Source organism: Pseudomonas sp. AC083 (genome assembly GCF_979253165.1).
Genome location: NZ_CEEDDH010000022.1, coordinates 72,326 through 92,010, shown reverse-complemented (window position 1 = coordinate 92,010; position 19,685 = coordinate 72,326). Strand labels below are relative to the sequence as shown.

The window sequence follows — 19,685 nt, the reverse complement described above, 5'->3', positions numbered from 1 at the left end:
GGAAGCAGCTGCAAGCTTCGAGCTTTCAGCTGCAAGTTGAAACGGTGCGTGTTCTTGCCGCTTGCAGCTTGACGCTTGCAGCTTGACGCTTGCAGCTGCGTTCAAGCCACTAGCCATTGCTTTGAGGAGCGCAGCAGTTGTTCGGTCAGTAGATTGAGCAACTGGCCGCCATTGCGCCAATGATGCCAGTACAGCGGCACGTCGATCGGTTTATCTGGCAGCAATTCGCGAAGCACCCCTCGTTGCAATTGCTCGCGCACCTGCAACTCTGGCACCAGGCCCCAGCCCAGACCGGCTTCGGTCAGGCGAATGAAGCCTTCGGAAGACGGGCATAAGTGATGCTCGAACGCGCCGTCGACGCCCAACAGCGCCAGATAGCGATGCTGGAGAAAATCGTCCGGGCCGAACACCAGCGCCGGGGTGCGCGGCAGCTGTTCGGCGCGCACGCCATCGGGAAAATGCCGGGCGATGAAGGCTGGACTGGCCAGCGCCCGATAACGCATTGCGCCGAGCAATACGCTGCGTGCGCCGGCCACCGGGCGCTCGCTGGCGCAGAGACACGCGGCCACTTCACCGGCACGCATGCGTTTGAGGCCGACGGTCTGGTCTTCGACGATCAGGTCGAGCAACAAATGCTGCTCGGCGCAGAAATCGCCGACGGCCTCGGCCCACCATGTGGCGAGGCTGTCGGCGTTGAGGGCGATGCGCAGGCGATCGGGCAGGCCTTCTTCGTCCAGCGCCGGCACCACCGATTGCAGGTCGCGCTCAAGCAACCGCACCTGTTGCACATGGTTGAGCAGACGCCGGCCGATTTCGGTCGGCGCTGGCGGTGTTTCGCGCACCAGCACTGGCTGACCGACCCGCGCTTCAAGCAATTTGATGCGCTGTGAGATCGCCGACTGCGACAGGCCCAGCACCTGTGCAGCGCGATCGAATCCGGCCTGCTCGACCACAGCGGCGAGCGCGGAAAGCAATTTATAGTCGAACATCAGTTTTCCTAATGGGCGATCAGCACTATTGGTTTTTCTTATACAGCGTCACACCGGAGAATAGCCAGCAAGTACTCTCTTTCAAGGATTTCTCTCATGTGGCAAAGCTATGTAAACGGCCTGTTGGTGGCGTTCGGCCTGATCATGGCGATCGGCACGCAGAACGCTTTTGTCTTGGCGCAAAGCCTGCGCCGTGAACACCATTTGCCGGTGGCGGCATTGTGCGTGGTGTGTGACGCAATTCTGGTCGCGGCCGGGGTGTTCGGCCTGGCGACGATCCTCGCGCAGAACCCGACCCTGCTGGCGATCGCCCGTTGGGGCGGTGCGACGTTTCTGATCTGGTACGGCAGCCAGGCACTGCGCCGGGCCTGCTCGAAACAGAGCCTTGAGCAAGGCGAGAACCAGACCGTGCGCTCGCTGCGAGCGGTCATGCTCAGCGCGCTGGCGGTGACCTTGCTCAACCCCCACGTTTATCTCGATACGGTTTTGCTGATCGGCTCGCTGGGCGCGCAGCAATCGGTGCCCGGGGCTTATGTGGTCGGCGCGGCGAGTGCCTCGCTGTTGTGGTTTTTCACCCTGGCCCTCGGCGCGGCGTGGCTGGCACCATGGCTGGCACGCCCGAGCACGTGGCGCATTCTCGATCTGGTGGTGGCGTTAATGATGTTCGCCGTGGCCGCACAGCTGATCATCGCCGGATGAATAATTGCCAAAGGCTCTGGAACCTCTATCCCACACAGTTGTTGCGTGGTTAAGGCGCGACCCCGGTGCTATGATCCGAACCCTGCGCCGCAAAGAGTAAAAACTCGCCGGTGCATTTCCGGCCGCCCGTGATCGGCCTTGCGCTCACCGCAACAGACCTGATTAGGAGAATCATCATGGCTTTCGAATTGCCGCCGCTGCCTTACGCACACGATGCCCTGCAGCCGCACATCTCCAAGGAAACCCTGGAGTTCCACCACGACAAGCACCACAACACCTACGTCGTGAACCTGAACAACCTGGTGCCAGGCACCGAGTTTGAAGGCAAGACCCTGGAAGAAATCGTCAAGACTTCTTCGGGCGGCATCTTCAACAACGCCGCTCAGGTCTGGAACCACACTTTCTACTGGAACTGCCTGGCGCCAAACGCCGGCGGTCAGCCAACCGGCGCCCTGGCAGATGCCATCAACGCAGCGTTCGGTTCGTTCGACAAGTTCAAGGAAGAATTCAGCAAAACCTCGATCGGCACCTTCGGTTCCGGCTGGGGCTGGCTGGTGAAAAAGGCTGACGGCTCCCTGGCCCTGGCCAGCACCATCGGCGCCGGCAACCCGCTGACCAGCGGCGACACCCCGCTGCTGACCTGCGACGTCTGGGAACACGCTTACTACATCGACTACCGCAACCTGCGTCCGAAGTACGTTGAAGCGTTCTGGAACCTGGTCAACTGGAAGTTCGTGGCCGAGCAGTTCGAAGGCAAGACCTTCACCGCTTAAGCTTCGCGCCAGACGAGAAACCCGGCTTCGGTCGGGTTTTTTTATGCCCGGCGCATGGCGTTTCTCGCACGATAAAAGCAGCTTCGCGCCGTTTGCCGCCAGCCCCCAGCCGACTACCATCACAGGCAGGAAAAAATCTTTGACCCAGTGCTCAAGTTGAAGGCAACTGCAACCGACACAGTTAATTCAGAGCTATTACTCAAATGACGACATTGCGGCCAGGATCACGGCGACTTTTCCCGTGCCCGATTGTCCCTTTGACTGCCAACCCGGGATTGCCAATACTCATGGCAACTTGACGCTACCCGCACGGAACAAGGAATAACCCTTTGAAGCTGGAACTCAAGAACAGCTTGTCGGTGAAGTTGCTCCGGGTCGTGCTCCTGTCGGCATTGATCGTAGGCGTAGTCTTGAGCTGCGCGCAGATTGTCTTCGATGCCTACAAGACCCGTCAGGCTGTGGCCGGCGACGCCGAGCGCATCCTCGACATGTTCCGCGATCCCTCGACCCAGGCCGTGTACAGCCTGGATCGGGAAATGGGCATGCAGGTGATCGAAGGGCTGTTCCAGGACGACGCCGTGCGTCAGGCCTCCATCGGCCACCCCAACGAAGCCATGCTGGCGCAGAAATCCCGCGAGCTGCAGCATTCCAACAGCCGTTGGCTGACCGACCTGATTCTCGGCCAGGAACGCACCTTCACCACGCAGCTGGTCGGCCGTGGCCCTTACAGCGAGTACTACGGCGACCTGAGCATCACACTCGACACCGCCACTTATGGCGAAGGGTTTATCGTCAGCTCGGTGATCATTTTCATCTCCGGCGTACTGCGTGCGCTGGCATTGGGGCTGGTGCTGTATCTGGTCTATCACTGGCTGCTGACCAAACCGCTGTCGCGAATCATCGAGCACCTCACCGAGATCAACCCCGATCGTCCCAGCGAGCACAAGATTCCGCAGATCAAGGGCCACGAAAAAAACGAGCTGGGCCTGTGGATCAACACCGCCAACCAGTTGCTCGAGTCCATCGAACGCAACACCCACCTGCGCCACGAAGCGGAAAACAGCCTGCTGCGCATGGCCCAGTACGATTTCCTCACCGGCCTGCCGAATCGCCAGCAATTGCAGCAGCAACTGGACAAGATTCTCGTCGATGCCGGCAAATTGCAGCGCCGCGTCGCGGTGTTGTGCGTCGGCCTGGATGACTTCAAGGGCATCAACGAGCAATTCAGCTACCAGACCGGCGACCAATTGCTGCTGGCCCTGGCCGATCGCTTACGTGCCCACAGCGGTCGTCTCGGCGCCCTCGCTCGCCTGGGCGGCGATCAGTTCGCGCTGGTGCAGGCCGACATTGAACAACCTTACGAAGCAGCAGAACTGGCGCAAAGCATTCTCGATGACCTCGAGGCGCCCTTCGCCCTCGACGATCAGGAGATCCGCCTGCGCGCGACCATCGGCATCACCCTGTTTCCGGAGGACGGCGACAGCACCGAGAAGCTGTTGCAGAAAGCCGAGCAGACCATGACCCTGGCCAAGACCCGCTCGCGCAATCGCTATCAGTTCTACATCGCCAGCGTCGACAGCGAGATGCGCCGTCGTCGCGAGCTGGAAAAAGACCTGCGCGATGCGCTGATCCGCGACCAGTTCTACCTCGTCTACCAACCGCAGATCAGTTATCGCGATCACCGCGTGGTCGGCGTCGAAGCGCTGATCCGCTGGCAACATCCGGAACACGGGCTGGTGCCGCCGGACCTGTTCATCCCACTGGCCGAACAGAACGGCACGATCATCGCCATCGGCGAGTGGGTGCTCGATCAGGCCTGCAAGCAATTGCGCGAGTGGCACGATCAGGGTTTTGTCGATCTGCGCATGGCGGTCAATCTGTCCACCGTGCAACTGCATCATGCCGAGCTGCCGCGGGTGGTCAACAACCTGCTGCAGATGTACCGCCTGCCGCCGCGCAGCCTGGAACTGGAAGTCACCGAAACCGGCCTGATGGAAGACATCACCACCGCCGCCCAGCATCTGCTCAGCCTGCGCCGCTCCGGTGCGCTGATTGCGATCGACGACTTCGGCACCGGCTACTCGTCCCTCAGTTATCTGAAAAGCCTGCCGCTGGACAAGATCAAGATCGACAAGAGCTTCGTGCAGGACCTGCTCGATGACGACGATGACGCGACCATCGTCCGCGCGATCATCCAACTGGGCAAGAGCCTGGGCATGCAGGTGATTGCCGAAGGCGTGGAAACCGCCGAGCAGGAAACCTACATCATTTCCGAGGGTTGCCACGAAGGTCAGGGCTACCACTACAGCAAACCGCTGCCGGCGCGGGAGCTGGGTATTTACCTCAAGCAGGCGCAACGCAGCAACGCGGCTATTTTATAAAGCGAAAAGATCGCAGCCTTCGGCAGCTCCTACATTTGAAATGCGTTCCCCCTGTAGGAGCCGACGAGTGAAACGAGGCTGCGATCTTTTGATCTTCTTGCGCAAATAAGAAATATTTCCAAGCACGCCTTTACACATAATGCGAAAGATTTGCATTATGTCGCAGTTTTGCGCGCCACCGGCGCCAGTCCACTCAACTACCGAAGCAGGATGTTCGCCATGATTCGTATGCCTCTGGCTACCGCCAGTCTGCTGGCCATCGCTATTTCCCTCGCCGGTTGCGGCGAAGGCAAGGACAAAGAAAAAGCCTCCGAAATGACTCCGGCTTCCAGCAGTGCTGCTCCAGCTCCAGCCCCTGCCGCTGCACCTGCTCCTGCCGCCGGTAAAGTTGACGATGCCGCCGCCAAGGCTGTGGTCGCGCACTACGCCGACATGGTCTTCGCCGTTTACAGCGATGCCGAATCCACCGCGAAAACCCTGCAGAGCGCGGTCGACGCGTTCCTCGCCAAGCCGAACGCCGACACCCTCAAAGCCGCCAAGGCTGCCTGGGTTGCCGCGCGCGTGCCGTACCTGCAGAGCGAAGTATTCCGCTTCGGCAACACCATCATTGACGATTGGGAAGGTCAGGTTAACGCCTGGCCATTGGACGAGGGCTTGATCGACTACGTCGACAAATCCTACGAGCACGCACTGGGTAACCCGGGCGCCACCGCCAACATCATCGCCAACACCGAAGTGCAGGTCGGCGAAGACAAAGTCGACGTGAAAGAAATCACCCCGGAAAAACTCGCCAGCCTCAACGAGCTGGGCGGTTCCGAGGCGAACGTTGCCACCGGCTACCACGCGATCGAATTCCTGCTCTGGGGCCAGGATCTGAACGGCACCGGCCCTGGCGCTGGCAACCGTCCGGCCTCGGACTATCTGGAAGGCGCCGGCGCCACCGGTGGTCATAACGAGCGTCGTCGTGCCTACCTGAAAGCCGTGACCCAACTGCTGGTCAGCGACCTGGAAGAAATGGTCGGCAACTGGAAGCCGAACGTGGCCGACAACTACCGCGCCACCCTGGAAGCCGAGCCAGGCGAAACCGGCCTGCGCAAAATGCTCTTCGGCATGGGCAGCCTGTCCCTGGGTGAACTGGCGGGCGAGCGCATGAAGGTTTCCCTGGAAGCCAACTCCCCGGAAGACGAGCAGGATTGCTTCAGCGACAACACCCACTACTCGCACTTCTACGACGCCAAAGGCGTGCGTAACGTTTACCTGGGCGAGTACACCCGTGTTGACGGCACCAAGCTGACCGGCGCCAGCCTGTCGTCGCTGGTGGCCAAGGCCGACCCGGCTGCCGACACCGCGCTGAAAGCCGATCTGGCCGCGACCGAAGCGAAGATCCAGGTCATGGTCGATCACGCCAACAAGGGTGAGCACTACGACCAGTTGATCGCCGCCGGCAACACCGCTGGCAACCAGGTGGTCCGCGACGCCATCGCCGCGCTGGTCAAGCAGACCGGCTCGATCGAAGCGGCTGCGGGCAAACTGGGCATCAGCGACCTGAATCCGGACAACGCCGATCACGAGTTCTGATCGCAGCGTCCGCTCAAAAAGAGGCGACCTTCGGGTCGCCTTTTTCATTATTGGCACACCACTATCCCTGTGGGAGCGAGCCTGCTCGCGAAGGCTTTATCCGGCGCAGCATTTTCAGCGCGTCGGGCATCGCTTTCGCGAGCAGGCTCGCTCCCACAGTGTTGGCATGCGCTTCAAAGCTTGCGCGATATCAAGCAAACGATAATTCCTCTTATTCAAACTCCCCCGCCCTGTTAGACTTTGCGCCTTTGTTTTCGCCCGTTTGCAGGATGTCTGATGCTGTCGTTGCCGCTTCGCTTGTCCGCACTGTTGCTGGCCCTGGGCCTGAGTGCCTGCGATGACGCCCCGCGTTTCACCAAGGCCGAGCCGGGGGAAGCGCGTTCGGGCGGTGCGGCAACTGTGCGCAAGAGCGATCAGAACGCCTTTTCCCTGCCATCGGCCAACCTGCCGCCCTCGCGGCGCGTGGATTTCAGTGTCGGCAACAGTTTCTTTCGCAGCCCGTGGGTGATCGCGCCGTCGACCACCACGGCGCGCGACGGCCTCGGCCCGTTGTTCAATACCAACGCCTGCCAGAACTGCCACATCAAGGACGGTCGCGGGCATCCGCCGGCACCTGATGCAAGCAATGCAGTGTCGATGCTGGTACGCCTGTCGATTCCCGACGCACCGCCCTACGCCAAAGTCATCGAACAGCTCGGCGTGGTTCCGGAGCCGGTGTATGGCGGGCAGCTCCAGGACATGGCCGTGCCCGGCGTCGCCCCGGAAGGCAAAGTGCGTGTCGACTACACGCCAGTGCTGGTGCGTTTCAAGGACGGCACCGAGGTCGAGTTGCGCAAACCGACCCTGCAGATCACTCAACTCGGTTACGGCCCGATGCACCCGGACACGCGTTTTTCCGCGCGGGTGGCGCCGCCGATGATTGGTCTGGGCCTGCTCGAAGCCATCCCTGAGCAAGCGATCCTCGCCAACGCCACCGCCCAGGCGAAAGAGAACAATGGCATCAACGGCCGGCCCAACCGTGTCTGGGATGACCAGTTGCAGAAAACCGTCATCGGCCGGTTCGGCTGGAAAGCCGGGCAGCCGAATCTCAATCAACAGAATGTTCATGCGTTCTCGGGTGACATGGGCCTGACCACCAGCCTGCGGCCGTTCGACGATTGCACCGAGGCGCAGACTGCCTGCAAACAGGCGCCGAACGGCAATGGCCCGGACGGCGAACCGGAAGTCAGCGACAACATCCTGCGGCTGGTGCTGTTCTACAGCCGCAATCTCGCAGTGCCGGCGCGCCGTGGCGTCAACGATCCACAGGTGCTGGCCGGCAAAAATCTGTTTTTCCAGGCCGGTTGCCAGTCGTGCCACACGCCGAAATACACCACCGCCGCCGATGCCGCCGAACCGGAATTGGCCAATCAGGTGATTCGTCCGTACAGCGACTTGCTGCTGCATGACATGGGCGAAGGCCTGGCGGACAACCGCACGGAATTTCAGGCCTCCGGCCGCGACTGGCGCACCCCGCCGTTGTGGGGGATTGGTCTGACGCAAGCGGTCAGCGGTCACACCCAGTTTTTGCATGACGGCCGCGCACGCAACCTGCTCGAAGCGGTGCTCTGGCATGGCGGCGAAGCGACGGCGGCGCAGCAACAGGTTTTGTCTTTCAATGCCGAGCAGCGCGCTGCGTTGCTGGCGTTTCTGAACTCACTTTAAATACTGAAAAAACATCGGGAGCCCGACATGTTCCGTCCCAAGTTACTGTTCACCAGCCTTGCCGCGCTCGCCCTCGGCGCCTGCTCGCCGCAGGACCCACAAGCGGTCACTTCGGCGGCGATCGCCAAATCGGTGATCCTGCCGACCTACACCCGTTGGGTCGAAGCCGACCGGCAACTGGCGGTCAGCGCCCTCGCCTATTGCCAGGGCAAGGAAAGCCTGGAAACTGCCCGTGCCGACTTCCTTCACGCGCAGAAAGCCTGGGCCGAACTGCAACCGCTGCTGATCGGTCCGCTGGCCGAGGGCAATCGTTCGTGGCAAGTGCAGTTCTGGCCGGACAAGAAAAACCTCGTCGGCCGTCAGGTCGAGCAACTGGTCGTCGCCCAGCCGCAGATCGACGCCGCCGCACTGGCCAAATCCAGCGTCGTGGTGCAAGGCCTGTCGGCTTACGAATACATCCTGTTCGACGCCAAGCCTGACGTCGCCAACGACGCGCAAAAAGCCAAATACTGCCCGCTGCTGATCGCCATCGGCGAACGCCAGAAGCAACTGGCCGAAGAGATCCTGCAGGGCTGGAACAACACCGACGGCATGCTCGCGCAGATGAGCAAGTTCCCCAACCAGCGCTACGCCGACTCCCACGAAGCGATCGCCGATCTGCTGCGCGTACAAGTGACTGCACTGGATACCCTGAAGAAAAAACTCGGCACGCCGATGGGCCGTCAGAGCAAAGGCGTGCCGCAGCCGTTCCAGGCGGATGCGTGGCGCAGCCAGTCGTCGCTGACGGCGCTGGAAGCCAGCCTCGCCGCTGCCAAAACCGTGTGGGAAGGCGTCGACAACAAAGGCCTGCGCGGTCTGCTGCCGGCGGAGCAGAAACCGTTGGCGGACAAGATCGACGCCGCCTATGCCGCGTCGCTGAAGCTGTTCGACAGCACCCAGCGCTCGCTGGGCGAAATGCTCGAAGACGACGCCGGTCGTCAGCAACTCAACGACATCTACGACAGCCTCAACGTCGTCCATCGCCTGCACGAAGGCGAACTGGCCAAGGCGCTGGGCATCCAACTGGGCTTCAACGCCAACGACGGTGACTGATGAGGGCAAGTGCCATGCTGCGACGTCAGGTTCTGACTTTAGGTAGTGCACTGCTGGGAGCAGTGACGCTGGGCGGCTGGACGCTGTTCAAACGCAAGGATCAGAGCCCGCTGTTGCTGTCGGCGCGCGACGATGCTGACGGCAAGCATTACGCCGTCGGCTATCGGCTCGACGGTACGCGGGTGTTCGCCACCCACGTCGGCCAGCGTTGCCACGACATCATCAATCATCCGACGCAGCCGCTGGCGCTGTTCGTTGCACGGCGTCCGGGTACCGAGAGTTACCTGATCGACCTGCGCGACGGCACGTTGCTGCAGACCGTGACCTCGCAGCCGAACCGGCACTTCTACGGCCACGCCGTGGTGCACAAGGACGGCGAATACCTGTACGCCACCGAGAACGACACGAGCGATCCCGGCCGTGGCCTGCTCGGCGTGTACAAATTCGAGGGCGAACGGCTGGTGCACACGGGCGAGATCTCTACCCACGGCCTCGGCCCGCATCAGGTGTCGTGGATGCCCGACGGCGAGACGCTGGTGGTGGCCAACGGCGGGATTCGCACCGAGGCGGAAAGCCGCGTCGATATGAACCTCAACGCCATGGAGCCGAGCCTGGTGCTGATGCAGCGCGACGGCACGTTGCTGAGCAAGGAAACCCTCGCCCAGCAGATGAACAGCGTGCGCCACCTGGGCATCGCCAGTGACGGCACCATCGTTGCCGGTCAGCAATTCATGGGGCCGTCGCACGAGCGCTCGGAGCTGTTGGCGATCAAGCGACCCGGGCAAGCGTTCGTGGCGTTCCCCGTAGCGGAAGATCAGTTGCAGGCGATGGGGCACTACACCGCCAGCGTCGCGGTGCACAGCGACCTGCGTCTGGTCGCGTTGACAGCGCCGCGCGGCAATCGCTTCTTTATCTGGGATCTGGACAGCGGCGAACTGCGCCTCGATGCGCCTTTGCCTGATTGCGCCGGCGTCGGTGCGGTAAAGGATGGCTTTGTCGTGACCTCGGGTCAGGGCCGTTGCCGTTACTACGATTGCCGGCAGGAACAGCTGCTGGCCAAGCCGCTGGAATTGCCGGCGGGGCTCTGGGACAACCATCTGCACTTGATGGCCTGACAACAAGCCCCGTGGCTGACAATCAACCTGTGGCGAGGGGATTTATCCCCGTTGGGTGGCGCAGCCGCCCTTAAAACTGCAATTGCGGTATGACTGAAGGATTCAGGGGGCCGCTTCGCAGCCCAACGGGGATAAATCCCCTCACCACAGGATTGTGTCCCGCTGCACCTGTAAACACTGCCAGTTGGAATCCCCACCTGACTCGGAGTAATGTGCCCGCCTGTCTCATGATTTATCCAAGGAAATGGAAATATGCTGCGTCGCCGCATGCTGATCATGTTGGGTGTTGTTTTGCTGATCGTCCTGGTACTGGGCGGATACAAAGCCTTTTCGATCTACACGATGATCCAGGGCTTTTCCAAGCCCAAGCCGCCGATCAGCGTCGCCGTGGCCACTGCCGGCGAACAGCCGTGGCAGATGCGCCTGCCCACCGTCGGCACGCTCAAGGCGCTGCAAGGTGTCGACTTGAGTCTGGAAGTCGCCGGCACCGTCACTGAACTCAAATTCGAATCCGGGCAGAAGGTCAAGGCCGGGCAACCGTTGCTGCAACTCGACAGCGCCGTGGAAACCGCCCTGCTCGAAACCGCCAAGGCTGATCTGGGCCTGGCGCAACTGGACTTCGGCCGTGGCGCGCAACTGGTCGACAGCCGCGCGATCTCCAAAGGCGAGTACGACCGCCTCTCCGCCGTGCTGCAAAAGAACAAGGCCACGGTCAATCAGCTCAACGCGTCGCTGGCGAAAAAACGCATCCTCGCGCCATTCAGCGGCACCATCGGCATCCGCCAGGTCGACGTTGGCGACTACCTCGCCAGCGGTACCAAAATCGCTACGTTGCAGGATTTGAGCAGTCTTTACGCCGACTTCTACGTGCCCGAGCAATCGGTGCCGAAACTCGCTATCGGCCAGCCCGTACAGTTCACCGTCGCCGCTTATCCGGGGCAGACCTTCGTCGGCAAGATCAGCGCGATCAATCCGATCGTCGAAAGCACCACGCGCAACATCCTCATCCGCGCCACCCTGGCCAACCCCGACGGCAAGCTGCTGCCGGGGATGTTCGCCAGCCTTGAAGTGCTGCTGCCTGATCCGCAAAAGCACGTCGTCGTGCCGGAAAGCGCGATCACCTACACCCTGTACGGCAACTCGATTTATGTGGTCGGGCAGAAAAAGGCCGAGGACGGCAGCGTCGCCAAGGATGACAACGGCCAACCGCTGCTGATCGCCGAACGTCGTTTCGTCGAGACCGGTGAACGCCGCGATGGCCTGGTGATGATCAACAAGGGCGTGCAGAGCGGCGAACAAGTGGTAACAGCGGGCCAGATCAAACTGGACAACGGTACCCACATCGCCATCAGCGACGACAAGACCCTCGGCGAGCAGAACAGTCCGCCTCGCGCCGACTGATCAAGGAATTCCCATGGCTTTTACCGATCCGTTCATCCGCCGCCCGGTGCTCGCCACCGTGGTCAGCCTGCTGATTGTGCTGCTGGGCTTCCAGGCCTGGAGCAAGCTGCCGCTGCGCCAGTACCCACAAATGGAAAACGCCCTGATCACGGTGACCACGGCTTATCCCGGGGCCAACGCCGAAACCATTCAGGGCTACATCACCCAGCCGATGCAACAGAGCCTGGCCAGTGCCGAGGGCATCGATTACATGACCTCGGTCAGCCGCCAGAACTTCTCGGTGATTTCGATTTACGCGCGCATCGGTGCCAACACCGACCGCTTGTTCACCGAACTGCTGGCCAAGGCCAACGAAGTGAAAAACAAGCTGCCGCAGGACGCCGAAGACCCGGTGCTGAGCAAGGAATCCGCCGACGCTTCGGCGCTGATGTACATCAGCTTCTTCAGCAAGGATTTGAGCAACCCGCAGATCACCGATTACCTGTCGCGGGTCATCCAGCCGAAACTGGCGACGCTGCCGGGCATGGCCGAAGCGGAAATTCTCGGCAATCAGGTGTTCGCCATGCGTCTGTGGCTCGACCCGGTGAAACTCGCCGGCTTCGGCCTCAGCGCCGCCGACGTGACTGCGGCGGTGCGCCAGTACAACTTCCTCTCCGCCGCCGGCGAGGTGAAAGGCGAGTACACCGTCACCAGCATCAACGCCAACACCGAACTGAAATCCGCCGAAGCCTTCGCGGCGATTCCGCTCAAGGTCGATGGCGACAGCCGCGTGCTGCTGCGCGATGTCGCGCGGGTGGAGATGGGCGCGGAAAACTACGACTCGATCAGCTCGTTCGGTGGCACGCCGTCGGTGTACATCGGCATCAAGGCCACCCCCGGCGCCAACCCGCTGGACGTGATCAAAGAAGTGCGCAAGCTGATGCCCGAGCTGGAAGCACAGCTGCCGCCGAACCTGAAAAGCGAAATCGCCTACGACGCGACATTGTTCATTCAGGCCTCGATCGATGAGGTGGTGAAAACCCTGTTCGAAGCGGTGCTGATCGTCATCGTCGTGGTGTTCCTGTTTCTCGGCGCTCTGCGTTCGGTAGTGATCCCGGTGGTGACCATTCCGCTGTCGATGATCGGCGTGATGTTCTTCATGCAGATGATGGGTTACTCGATGAATCTGCTGACGCTGCTGGCGATGGTGCTGGCCATCGGTCTGGTGGTGGACGACGCGATCGTCGTGGTGGAAAACATCCACCGGCACATCGAGGAAGGCAAGACGCCGTTCGATGCCGCCCTGGAAGGCGCCCGGGAAATTGCCATGCCGGTGGTGTCGATGACCATCACTCTGGCGGCGGTATATGCGCCGATCGGTTTCCTCACCGGGCTGACCGGGGCGTTGTTCAAGGAGTTCGCCCTGACCCTGGCCGGCGCAGTGGTGATTTCCGGCGTCGTCGCCCTGACGCTGTCGCCGATGATGTGCGCGTTTCTGCTGCGCCACGAAGAGAATCCCAGCGGCCTTGCCCATCGCCTCGACCGCGTCTTTGAAGGCCTCAAGCGCCGCTATCAAAGCATGCTCCACGGCACGCTCAATACGCGGCCGGTGGTGCTGGTGTTTGCGGTGATCGTGCTGTGCCTGATTCCGGTGTTTCTCAAGTTCACCAAGTCGGAACTGGCCCCGGACGAGGATCAAGGCATCATTTTCATGATGGCCAGCGCACCGCAGCCGACCAACCTCGACTACCTGAGCACCTACACCGACGAATTCATCACCATCTTCAAGGAGTTTCCCGAGTACTACTCCTCGTTCCAGATCAACGGCTACAACGGCGTGCAGGCCGGTATCGGCGGGTTCCTGCTCAAGCCATGGAACGAGCGCAGCCGCACGCAGATGGAAATCCTCCCCGAGGTGCAGAGCAAACTGGAGAGCATTCCCGGCCTGCAGATCTTCGGTTTCAACCTGCCCTCCCTGCCCGGCACCGGTGAGGGTCTGCCCTTCGAATTCGTGGTCAACACCGCCAATGACTACGAGCTGCTGCTGCAAGTCGCCGAGCGCATCGAGAAACGCGCCATGGAGTCAGGCAAGTTCGCCTTTGTCGACCTCGATCTGGCGTTCGACAAGCCGGAAGTGGTCGTGGATATCGACCGCGACAAGGCCGCGCAGATGGGCGTGTCGATGCTCGACCTCGGCAGCACGCTGGCGACCTTGCTCGGCGAGGCGGAGATCAACCGCTTCACCATCGACGGGCGCAGCTACAAGGTCATCGCCCAGGTTGAACGGGCCTACCGCGACAACCCGGACTGGCTGAACAATTACTACGTGAAAAACACTCAAGGCGAATTGCTGCCGCTGTCGACCTTGATCAAGGTCAGCGACCGCGCGCGACCGCGCCAGCTCAATCAGTTCCAGCAACTCAACGCAGCGAAGATTTCCGGTTTCCCGCTGGTGAGCATGGGCGAAGCCATCGACACCGTGTTACAGATTGCCCGCGAAGAAGCACCGGCCGGGTTTGCCTTTGACTACGGTGGTGCCTCGCGCCAGTACGTGCAGGAAGGCAGCGCATTGTGGGTAACTTTCGCTCTGGCATTGGCGATCATCTTTCTGGTGCTGGCCGCACAGTTTGAAAGCTTCCGCGATCCGTTGGTGATTCTGGTGACCGTACCGCTGTCGATCTGCGGCGCGCTGATCCCGTTGTTCCTCGGCTGGTCGAGCATGAACATCTACACCCAGGTCGGGCTGGTGACGCTGATCGGCCTGATCAGCAAGCACGGCATCCTGATCGTCGAGTTCGCCAACCAGTTGCGCAAGGACAAGGGCCTGAGCGCCCGTGAAGCGGTGGAGGAGGCAGCGGCGATTCGCTTGCGCCCGGTGCTGATGACGACGGCGGCAATGGTGTTCGGCATGGTGCCGCTGATTCTGGCCACCGGCGCGGGCGCCGTGAGCCGCTTTGATATCGGCATGGTGATTGCCACGGGGATGTCGATTGGCACGTTGTTTACGTTGTTCGTGCTGCCGTGTGTTTATACCTTCCTGGCTAAGCCAGATGCCAGATAGTGCACATTTCCCTGTGGGAGCGAGCCTGCTCGCGAATGCGGTAGTTCAGTTGCATTGATGTCGACTGACACACCTTCGCGAGCAGGCTCGCTCCCACAGAGGGCGATATGTATTTTGAAAGTTGTGGAATAAAAAAGGCCTCGCAATTGCGAGGCCTTTTATTTGGGCTTCAATCGTTTCAACTGGCTGGCCTCATTCCCTGAGACAGTCCGAACATGAACAACAGCAAATCATGATCGGGCTGGGTCGCCACGGAGGCTTTCGCCACCCGTGGAACAGAACAATGAGCGTCGTTCCCGGACGCTCCTATGACCTGCATGCGCGGCTGCTCCCAGGCAGCCACCGCCAGTGAAGCAACTGCCAAGGCCCCGACCAGGAACAAACCTCGTGCAATTTCGAGTTTCATCGCTATAAACCTTTGATAGCGCTGCCAAACGCCGTCTCATAAAAGTAGACGAGTTTTTTCCAGTCGGCATCGCGGAACGACGAATGGCGACGCAGTTGCTTCATGTCATGCTGTGCGGCGCGATAGGGGGTCAGACGCTGGCGGCACTTCTCCAGATCGATCAACGCCACTTCAACCTGCGCCGCTTCGCCTTCACCGGTGACGCGAACGAAAACGTGTTTGATGTAGATGCAACTGTGCTGCCAGCGCCCCTTGTGCATGCGCGCCAGGTTTTCAGCGAGGTCCTTGAGCACTTTCTCGTAAACCACGTCGCCACATTGATCGCGACCACCGGCAGCGGCCAGCCACTGCTCCAACTCCTGGAAACCGTCGAGGGATTTGGTGACAAGCAGTGCGCGCCACTTGTGTTGCGGATCAGGCTGAGCGCCGCAGAAAACGATTTGCGGAACACGCACGCCGAGTTTGCTTACGCCGGTCAGCGCATCGAGTTCACGCAATACGGTCGGGCGACCGAAGGGGTGCAACCAGCTGCGATAGATGTGCCCGGTCTGGCGTTTGGCGTAAAGCAACTGGCCGTCACGGCCGACGATGCGCTGCACACCACTTTCGCCACCGCGGCGCACGTTGGGCTCTTCAACCCAATCGCCACGCTGGGCCCAGTAATAATCGAAACCATCCTGTGGAGCGATATTCGCTTCAACCGCTGCTTGCACTGCCATCCTCTACCTCTTGCGTAATACGTAAACCCGCCACATCGCATAGAGCGGTATAAAGTCCAGTTGTTCCTGAATGCGGAAACCCGCCTGTTCAAATTCTTTTTCGATCGTCGCCGCCGGAATCAGAAAGCGATTCTGGTAATCACGATTCGGCCGGTCGAGCTCGGCGCGCTTGCGCTTCCACGCCTTGAAGTTGCCATCGACCCACAATGAAACAATCACGCTGTCACGGGTTACCCGCTCGAATTCGCGCAGGATCACCTTGCGGTGCTCGGCTTCACCGATATGGTGAAGAAGGCGCATGCAGAAGATGCTGTCGACTGCGTTATCCGGCAAAGCAATATCGAACGCCGAGGTGTGCAGCGGTTGTACGCGCTTGACCACATCGGCTGGCTGCCCTTGCAGCGCGGTGTTGATCATCGACTCGGAATTGTCCGCACCGATGATTACCCGGTTGGGCTTTTCCGCGAGCATTGGCCAGAAGCGTCCGGCACCGCAGGGCAGATCCAGCACCAGACCGGGATCCCCCGCCAGCGCCAGAGCCTTGCGACCCAATTGCTCGTCGCGCCAGTGCGACAGGCGGCGGCCAAGGCTTTCCTTGTGCTTGCGCAGGTAACGTTGTGCGTGTTGGTCGTCGTACTTTTCGGAAAAATCGAGCTTGATCGGGTCGGCCATCATCTGGACTCCTGTTCTGATGACACCACCTTAAGCAGCGGTGTGTCAGTGTCAGGTCATCCAATTGTGAAAATTCTGTCAGGTAAATCTGCAAAGTATTACAACGTTATACAGGATTTAGACAGGTGGGCGGGAGTAGCCTCGAGCCACTATTTGCCGGTATTCACGCCAAGATCTACCTCGAATCGGCAGCCATTGGGGTCCATCGTGCTCAGGCTGACTGTCCACCCCTGGTTTTCGCAGATGCGCTGGACCAGCGACAGGCCCAGGCCCAGACCCTCGCCACGTTTCTCGCTACCGCGCACAAACGGCTCGAACATTGCCTCGCGTTTTTCCTCGGGAATACCCACCCCCGAGTCCTCGACGATGAAGCCTTTGGCGGTAAGGGAAAGGCGAATGAAGCCCTCTTCGGTGTAATGCAGTGCGTTGCGCAGCAAGTTGCCCATCACCGCATTGAGCAAGGTCGCGTTGTAACGTGTGTCCGGTGGATCACCCGGCTCGAACATCAGCGTCAGGCCCTTGCGCTCGATCGGTTCGCGCCACAGGCACAGCAGGCTTTCGGCTACTTGCGTGAGGTTCTGCTGCGGCGCGGCGCCGGCCTCTTCGTTCTGTGCGCGCGCCAGCATCAGGAAAGTCTGCACCAGCTCGCGCATCTCCTCGCTGGCCCGGGCAATACGCTCGACCTGAGCGCGACCACGCTGATCGATACCGGGGTTTTCCAGCAGCAGTTCGCAGGAACTGGCGAGGACCATCAGTGGCGTGCGCAATTCGTGGCTGACGTCGCTGGTGAACAAACGCTCGCGGTTCAGCGCCTGACGCAAGCGCCCCAGCGTGGCATCGAACGCCACCGCCAGTTCGCCGACTTCATCCGCCGCGTAGTCTGGCGCCAAGGGTGGCGCCAGCCCCAGCAGCTGGTCGCGATGACGGACCTGCCGCGCCAGGCGCACCACCGGCGCCATCACCTTGCGCGCGAGCACCCAGCCAAGAAACACCGCCAGCGCCAGACTAAGCACGAAGCCCACCAGCACCACGGCAAACAGCACGCGCTCGCGCTCTTCGAAATCACTTTGATCCTGCAGCAAAACATAACGCCGACCATCCACCACTTCGACCATGGCGTGATAGGACAGCTGCTCGCGAAAGACCTCGTGGAAACCGGCATCGAGGTGACGCAGATCCTTGGGCAGGTCGAAATCCCCCGGCCCGCCACTGAAATAGAACAACTGATCCGGCTCGGGGCGATGGCTCCAGTCGGAGACGTTGTCCATCAGCAGCAAGCGTTGCAGGTCGCCGCCCAGCCCTGCGGAAATCAGTTTCTCTTCCACCAGGTGCACCGTCGCGACGATACCCATGGCGAATGCGCCGGCGACCAGTGCGCTCATCAGCGCAAAGGCGATGATGATCCGCTGGGAAAGACTCTGCTTAAACTCCATCTCGCCCCTCGGCCAAGCGATAACCGACACCGTGCACGGTGTGCAGCAGTGGCTTGGCGAATGGCTTGTCGATCACCTGGCGCAATTGGTGAACATGGCTGCGCAGGCTGTCGCTGTCCGGGCAGTCATCGCCCCACAGCGCTTCCTCGAGAATCTCCCGACGCAGCACGTGCGGGCTCTTCTGCATCAACACCGCGAGCAGCTTGAGACCGACCGGGTTGAGCTTGAGCAGCTTGCCTTCGCGGGTCACTTCCAGGGTGTCGAGGTCGTAGCTCAGATCACCGACCTGCAATGCCCGGCGACCGCCGCCCTGAGCACGGCGCATGACCGCTTCGACGCGGGCGGCCAGTTCGGACAGCGCAAATGGTTTGATCAGGTAATCGTCGGCACCGGACTTGAAGCCCTGCAGACGGTCGTCGAGTTGGTCACGGGCGGTGAGCATGATCACTGGCGTATCACGCCGGGCGTCTTCACGCAGGCGCTTGCACAAGGTGTAGCCGTCGATGCCGGGCAGCATGATGTCGAGCACGATCAAGTCGTAATGCTCGGTCGCCGCCAGATGCAGACCGGACAAGCCGTCTTGTGCGCAGTCGACGGTATAGCCTTTCATGCCCAGGTAATCGGCCAGATTGGCCAGGATGTCACGGTTGTCTTCGACCAGCAGAATTCGCATGGACATCTCCTCCGAACGGGGTAACGGCCGTCTTGGCCCGCGCAGCTTACGGCCAAGTGTGGCTCAGGGCTAGGGGCGTTTTTCGATAAACCTGCACTGCGCGCGCTGCGACGTTTTTTTCACTTTCGGTTAACAAATCGCCGACGCCAGTGCGCGCAGACTCCGCGCGATTACGCTCTCTCCTCCGTTCATCGACCAAGGAACCTGCCATGGTGTCGACCTCTGCCCTTCCCGCTTCAAGACCGCTGAACTGGTGGTTGTGTCTGGGCATTCCCGCAGCGGCGGCGATCATTTTGCTGTTGCTCGAACTGACCGATCTGGACATGGTTCTGGCGCAAATGTTCTACGACCCGGTGGCCGGCGATTTCATCGGGCGGCACAGCTATTTTCTTGAAGACATCCTGCATGACCGGGCGAAACAGCTGGTGATCGGCTTCTCGGTGTTTGCCATTCTGGGTTTCATCGGTGCGTTTTTCATCGAACGGCTGAAACCATTCAAGCGTGAATTGGGCTGTCTGGTGCTGTCGCTGGGGCTGGCGACTTCGTTTGTTACGCCGGTCAAAGCCGTCACCGCCGTGCAGTGCCCATGGAGCCTGGAGCAATTCGGCGGTCACGAGACCTACAGCAAACTGATGGAGCATCGCCCCGCCACGGACAAGCCGGGACGTTGCTGGCCGGGTGGCCATGCGGCGACCGGGTTCACTCTGTTTGCACTGTTCTTCGTGCTGCGTGACCGCCGTCCACGACTGGCGCGGCAGGCGTTTGTGTTCGCCTTTGCGCTGGGTTCGGTGTTCTCGATCAGTCGCATGATGCAAGGCGCGCACTTCTTTTCGCACAACGTGTGGACGGCGATTTTTTGCTGGCTGATTTGTCTGGGGGCTTATTACTGGGTGCTTTATCGCCCGGCTGGCAAGACTTCGACGGCGATGAACACACAGCCGGTCAATGCCTGAAACAAAGCACCTGTGGGAGCGAGCCTGCTCGCGAATTGCCGGGCCAACTGGTTTGTA

General features: G+C 60.9%; 16 protein-coding genes. 10 read left to right on the top strand and 6 right to left on the bottom strand.

Features of this window, described 5'->3' with window-relative positions:
• Positions 1-101: 101 nt before the first annotated feature.
• The gene (locus tag AC0IXA_RS24700; protein ID WP_341638902.1) at positions 102-989 is read right to left on the bottom strand and encodes a LysR family transcriptional regulator ArgP; all 888 of its coding nucleotides are present in this window, start codon (positions 987-989) and stop codon (positions 102-104) included.
• Positions 990-1,085: 96 nt separating this feature from the next.
• Between AC0IXA_RS24700 and AC0IXA_RS24695 the strand changes: the two genes are divergently transcribed.
• The 9 genes from AC0IXA_RS24695 to AC0IXA_RS24655 all read left to right on the top strand — a co-directional run bounded on the left by AC0IXA_RS24695 (position 1,086) and on the right by AC0IXA_RS24655 (position 14,772).
• The gene (locus AC0IXA_RS24695) at positions 1,086-1,688 is read left to right on the top strand and encodes a LysE/ArgO family amino acid transporter (RefSeq protein WP_016773432.1); all 603 of its coding nucleotides are present in this window, start codon (positions 1,086-1,088) and stop codon (positions 1,686-1,688) included.
• 176 nt (positions 1,689-1,864) lie between these two features.
• Positions 1,865-2,461: a superoxide dismutase gene (locus tag AC0IXA_RS24690; RefSeq protein ID WP_016773431.1), complete on the top strand. Its 597-nt coding sequence runs from the start codon at positions 1,865-1,867 to the stop codon at positions 2,459-2,461.
• A 329-nt stretch (positions 2,462-2,790) separates the two neighbouring features.
• On the top strand, positions 2,791-4,842 hold the full coding sequence (locus AC0IXA_RS24685; protein WP_016773430.1) for a putative bifunctional diguanylate cyclase/phosphodiesterase: 2,052 nt from the start codon (positions 2,791-2,793) through the stop codon (positions 4,840-4,842).
• Positions 4,843-5,061: 219 nt separating this feature from the next.
• Positions 5,062-6,420, top strand: coding sequence for an imelysin family protein (locus tag AC0IXA_RS24680; protein WP_341638901.1), 1,359 nt, complete (start codon positions 5,062-5,064; stop codon positions 6,418-6,420).
• Between the two features lie 279 nt (positions 6,421-6,699).
• Positions 6,700-8,124, top strand: a complete 1,425-nt coding sequence (locus AC0IXA_RS24675) for a di-heme oxidoreductase family protein (RefSeq protein ID WP_408005059.1) — start codon at positions 6,700-6,702, stop codon at positions 8,122-8,124.
• Between the two features lie 27 nt (positions 8,125-8,151).
• Entirely contained in the window at positions 8,152-9,216 is a 1,065-nt protein-coding gene (locus AC0IXA_RS24670) for an imelysin family protein (protein WP_024014143.1), read from the top strand.
• 14 nt (positions 9,217-9,230) lie between these two features.
• Positions 9,231-10,331, top strand: a complete 1,101-nt coding sequence (locus tag AC0IXA_RS24665) for a DUF1513 domain-containing protein (RefSeq protein ID WP_341638900.1) — start codon at positions 9,231-9,233, stop codon at positions 10,329-10,331.
• A 252-nt stretch (positions 10,332-10,583) separates the two neighbouring features.
• On the top strand, positions 10,584-11,732 hold the full coding sequence (locus AC0IXA_RS24660) for an efflux RND transporter periplasmic adaptor subunit (protein ID WP_341638899.1): 1,149 nt from the start codon (positions 10,584-10,586) through the stop codon (positions 11,730-11,732).
• 13 nt (positions 11,733-11,745) lie between these two features.
• On the top strand, positions 11,746-14,772 hold the full coding sequence (locus AC0IXA_RS24655) for a multidrug efflux RND transporter permease subunit (protein WP_016773425.1): 3,027 nt from the start codon (positions 11,746-11,748) through the stop codon (positions 14,770-14,772).
• Between the two features lie 178 nt (positions 14,773-14,950).
• Here the strand turns inward: AC0IXA_RS24655 and AC0IXA_RS24650 are convergent, their stop codons facing one another.
• The 5 genes from AC0IXA_RS24650 to colR form a co-directional block, all read right to left on the bottom strand.
• Positions 14,951-15,178, bottom strand: coding sequence for a hypothetical protein (locus AC0IXA_RS24650; RefSeq protein ID WP_016773424.1), 228 nt, complete (start codon positions 15,176-15,178; stop codon positions 14,951-14,953).
• A gap of 2 nt (positions 15,179-15,180) precedes the next feature.
• Complete coding sequence (locus AC0IXA_RS24645; protein ID WP_341638898.1) at positions 15,181-15,897, bottom strand: lipopolysaccharide kinase InaA family protein; 717 nt, start codon at positions 15,895-15,897, stop codon at positions 15,181-15,183.
• Between the two features lie 3 nt (positions 15,898-15,900).
• Complete coding sequence (locus tag AC0IXA_RS24640) at positions 15,901-16,569, bottom strand: class I SAM-dependent methyltransferase (RefSeq protein ID WP_071173442.1); 669 nt, start codon at positions 16,567-16,569, stop codon at positions 15,901-15,903.
• A 149-nt stretch (positions 16,570-16,718) separates the two neighbouring features.
• A complete protein-coding gene (locus tag AC0IXA_RS24635) occupies positions 16,719-18,002 on the bottom strand; it encodes a sensor histidine kinase (protein WP_341638897.1) in 1,284 nt (427 codons plus the stop codon).
• On the bottom strand, positions 17,992-18,675 hold the full coding sequence (gene colR / locus AC0IXA_RS24630) for a two-component system response regulator ColR (RefSeq protein WP_016773421.1): 684 nt from the start codon (positions 18,673-18,675) through the stop codon (positions 17,992-17,994). The genes AC0IXA_RS24635 and colR overlap by 11 nt, the downstream gene beginning before the upstream one ends.
• A 209-nt stretch (positions 18,676-18,884) precedes the next feature.
• On the opposite strand from colR, the gene AC0IXA_RS24625 reads away from it, so the two are divergent.
• Positions 18,885-19,628: a phosphatase PAP2 family protein gene (locus AC0IXA_RS24625; RefSeq protein WP_341638896.1), complete on the top strand. Its 744-nt coding sequence runs from the start codon at positions 18,885-18,887 to the stop codon at positions 19,626-19,628.
• Positions 19,629-19,685: the final 57 nt, after the last annotated feature.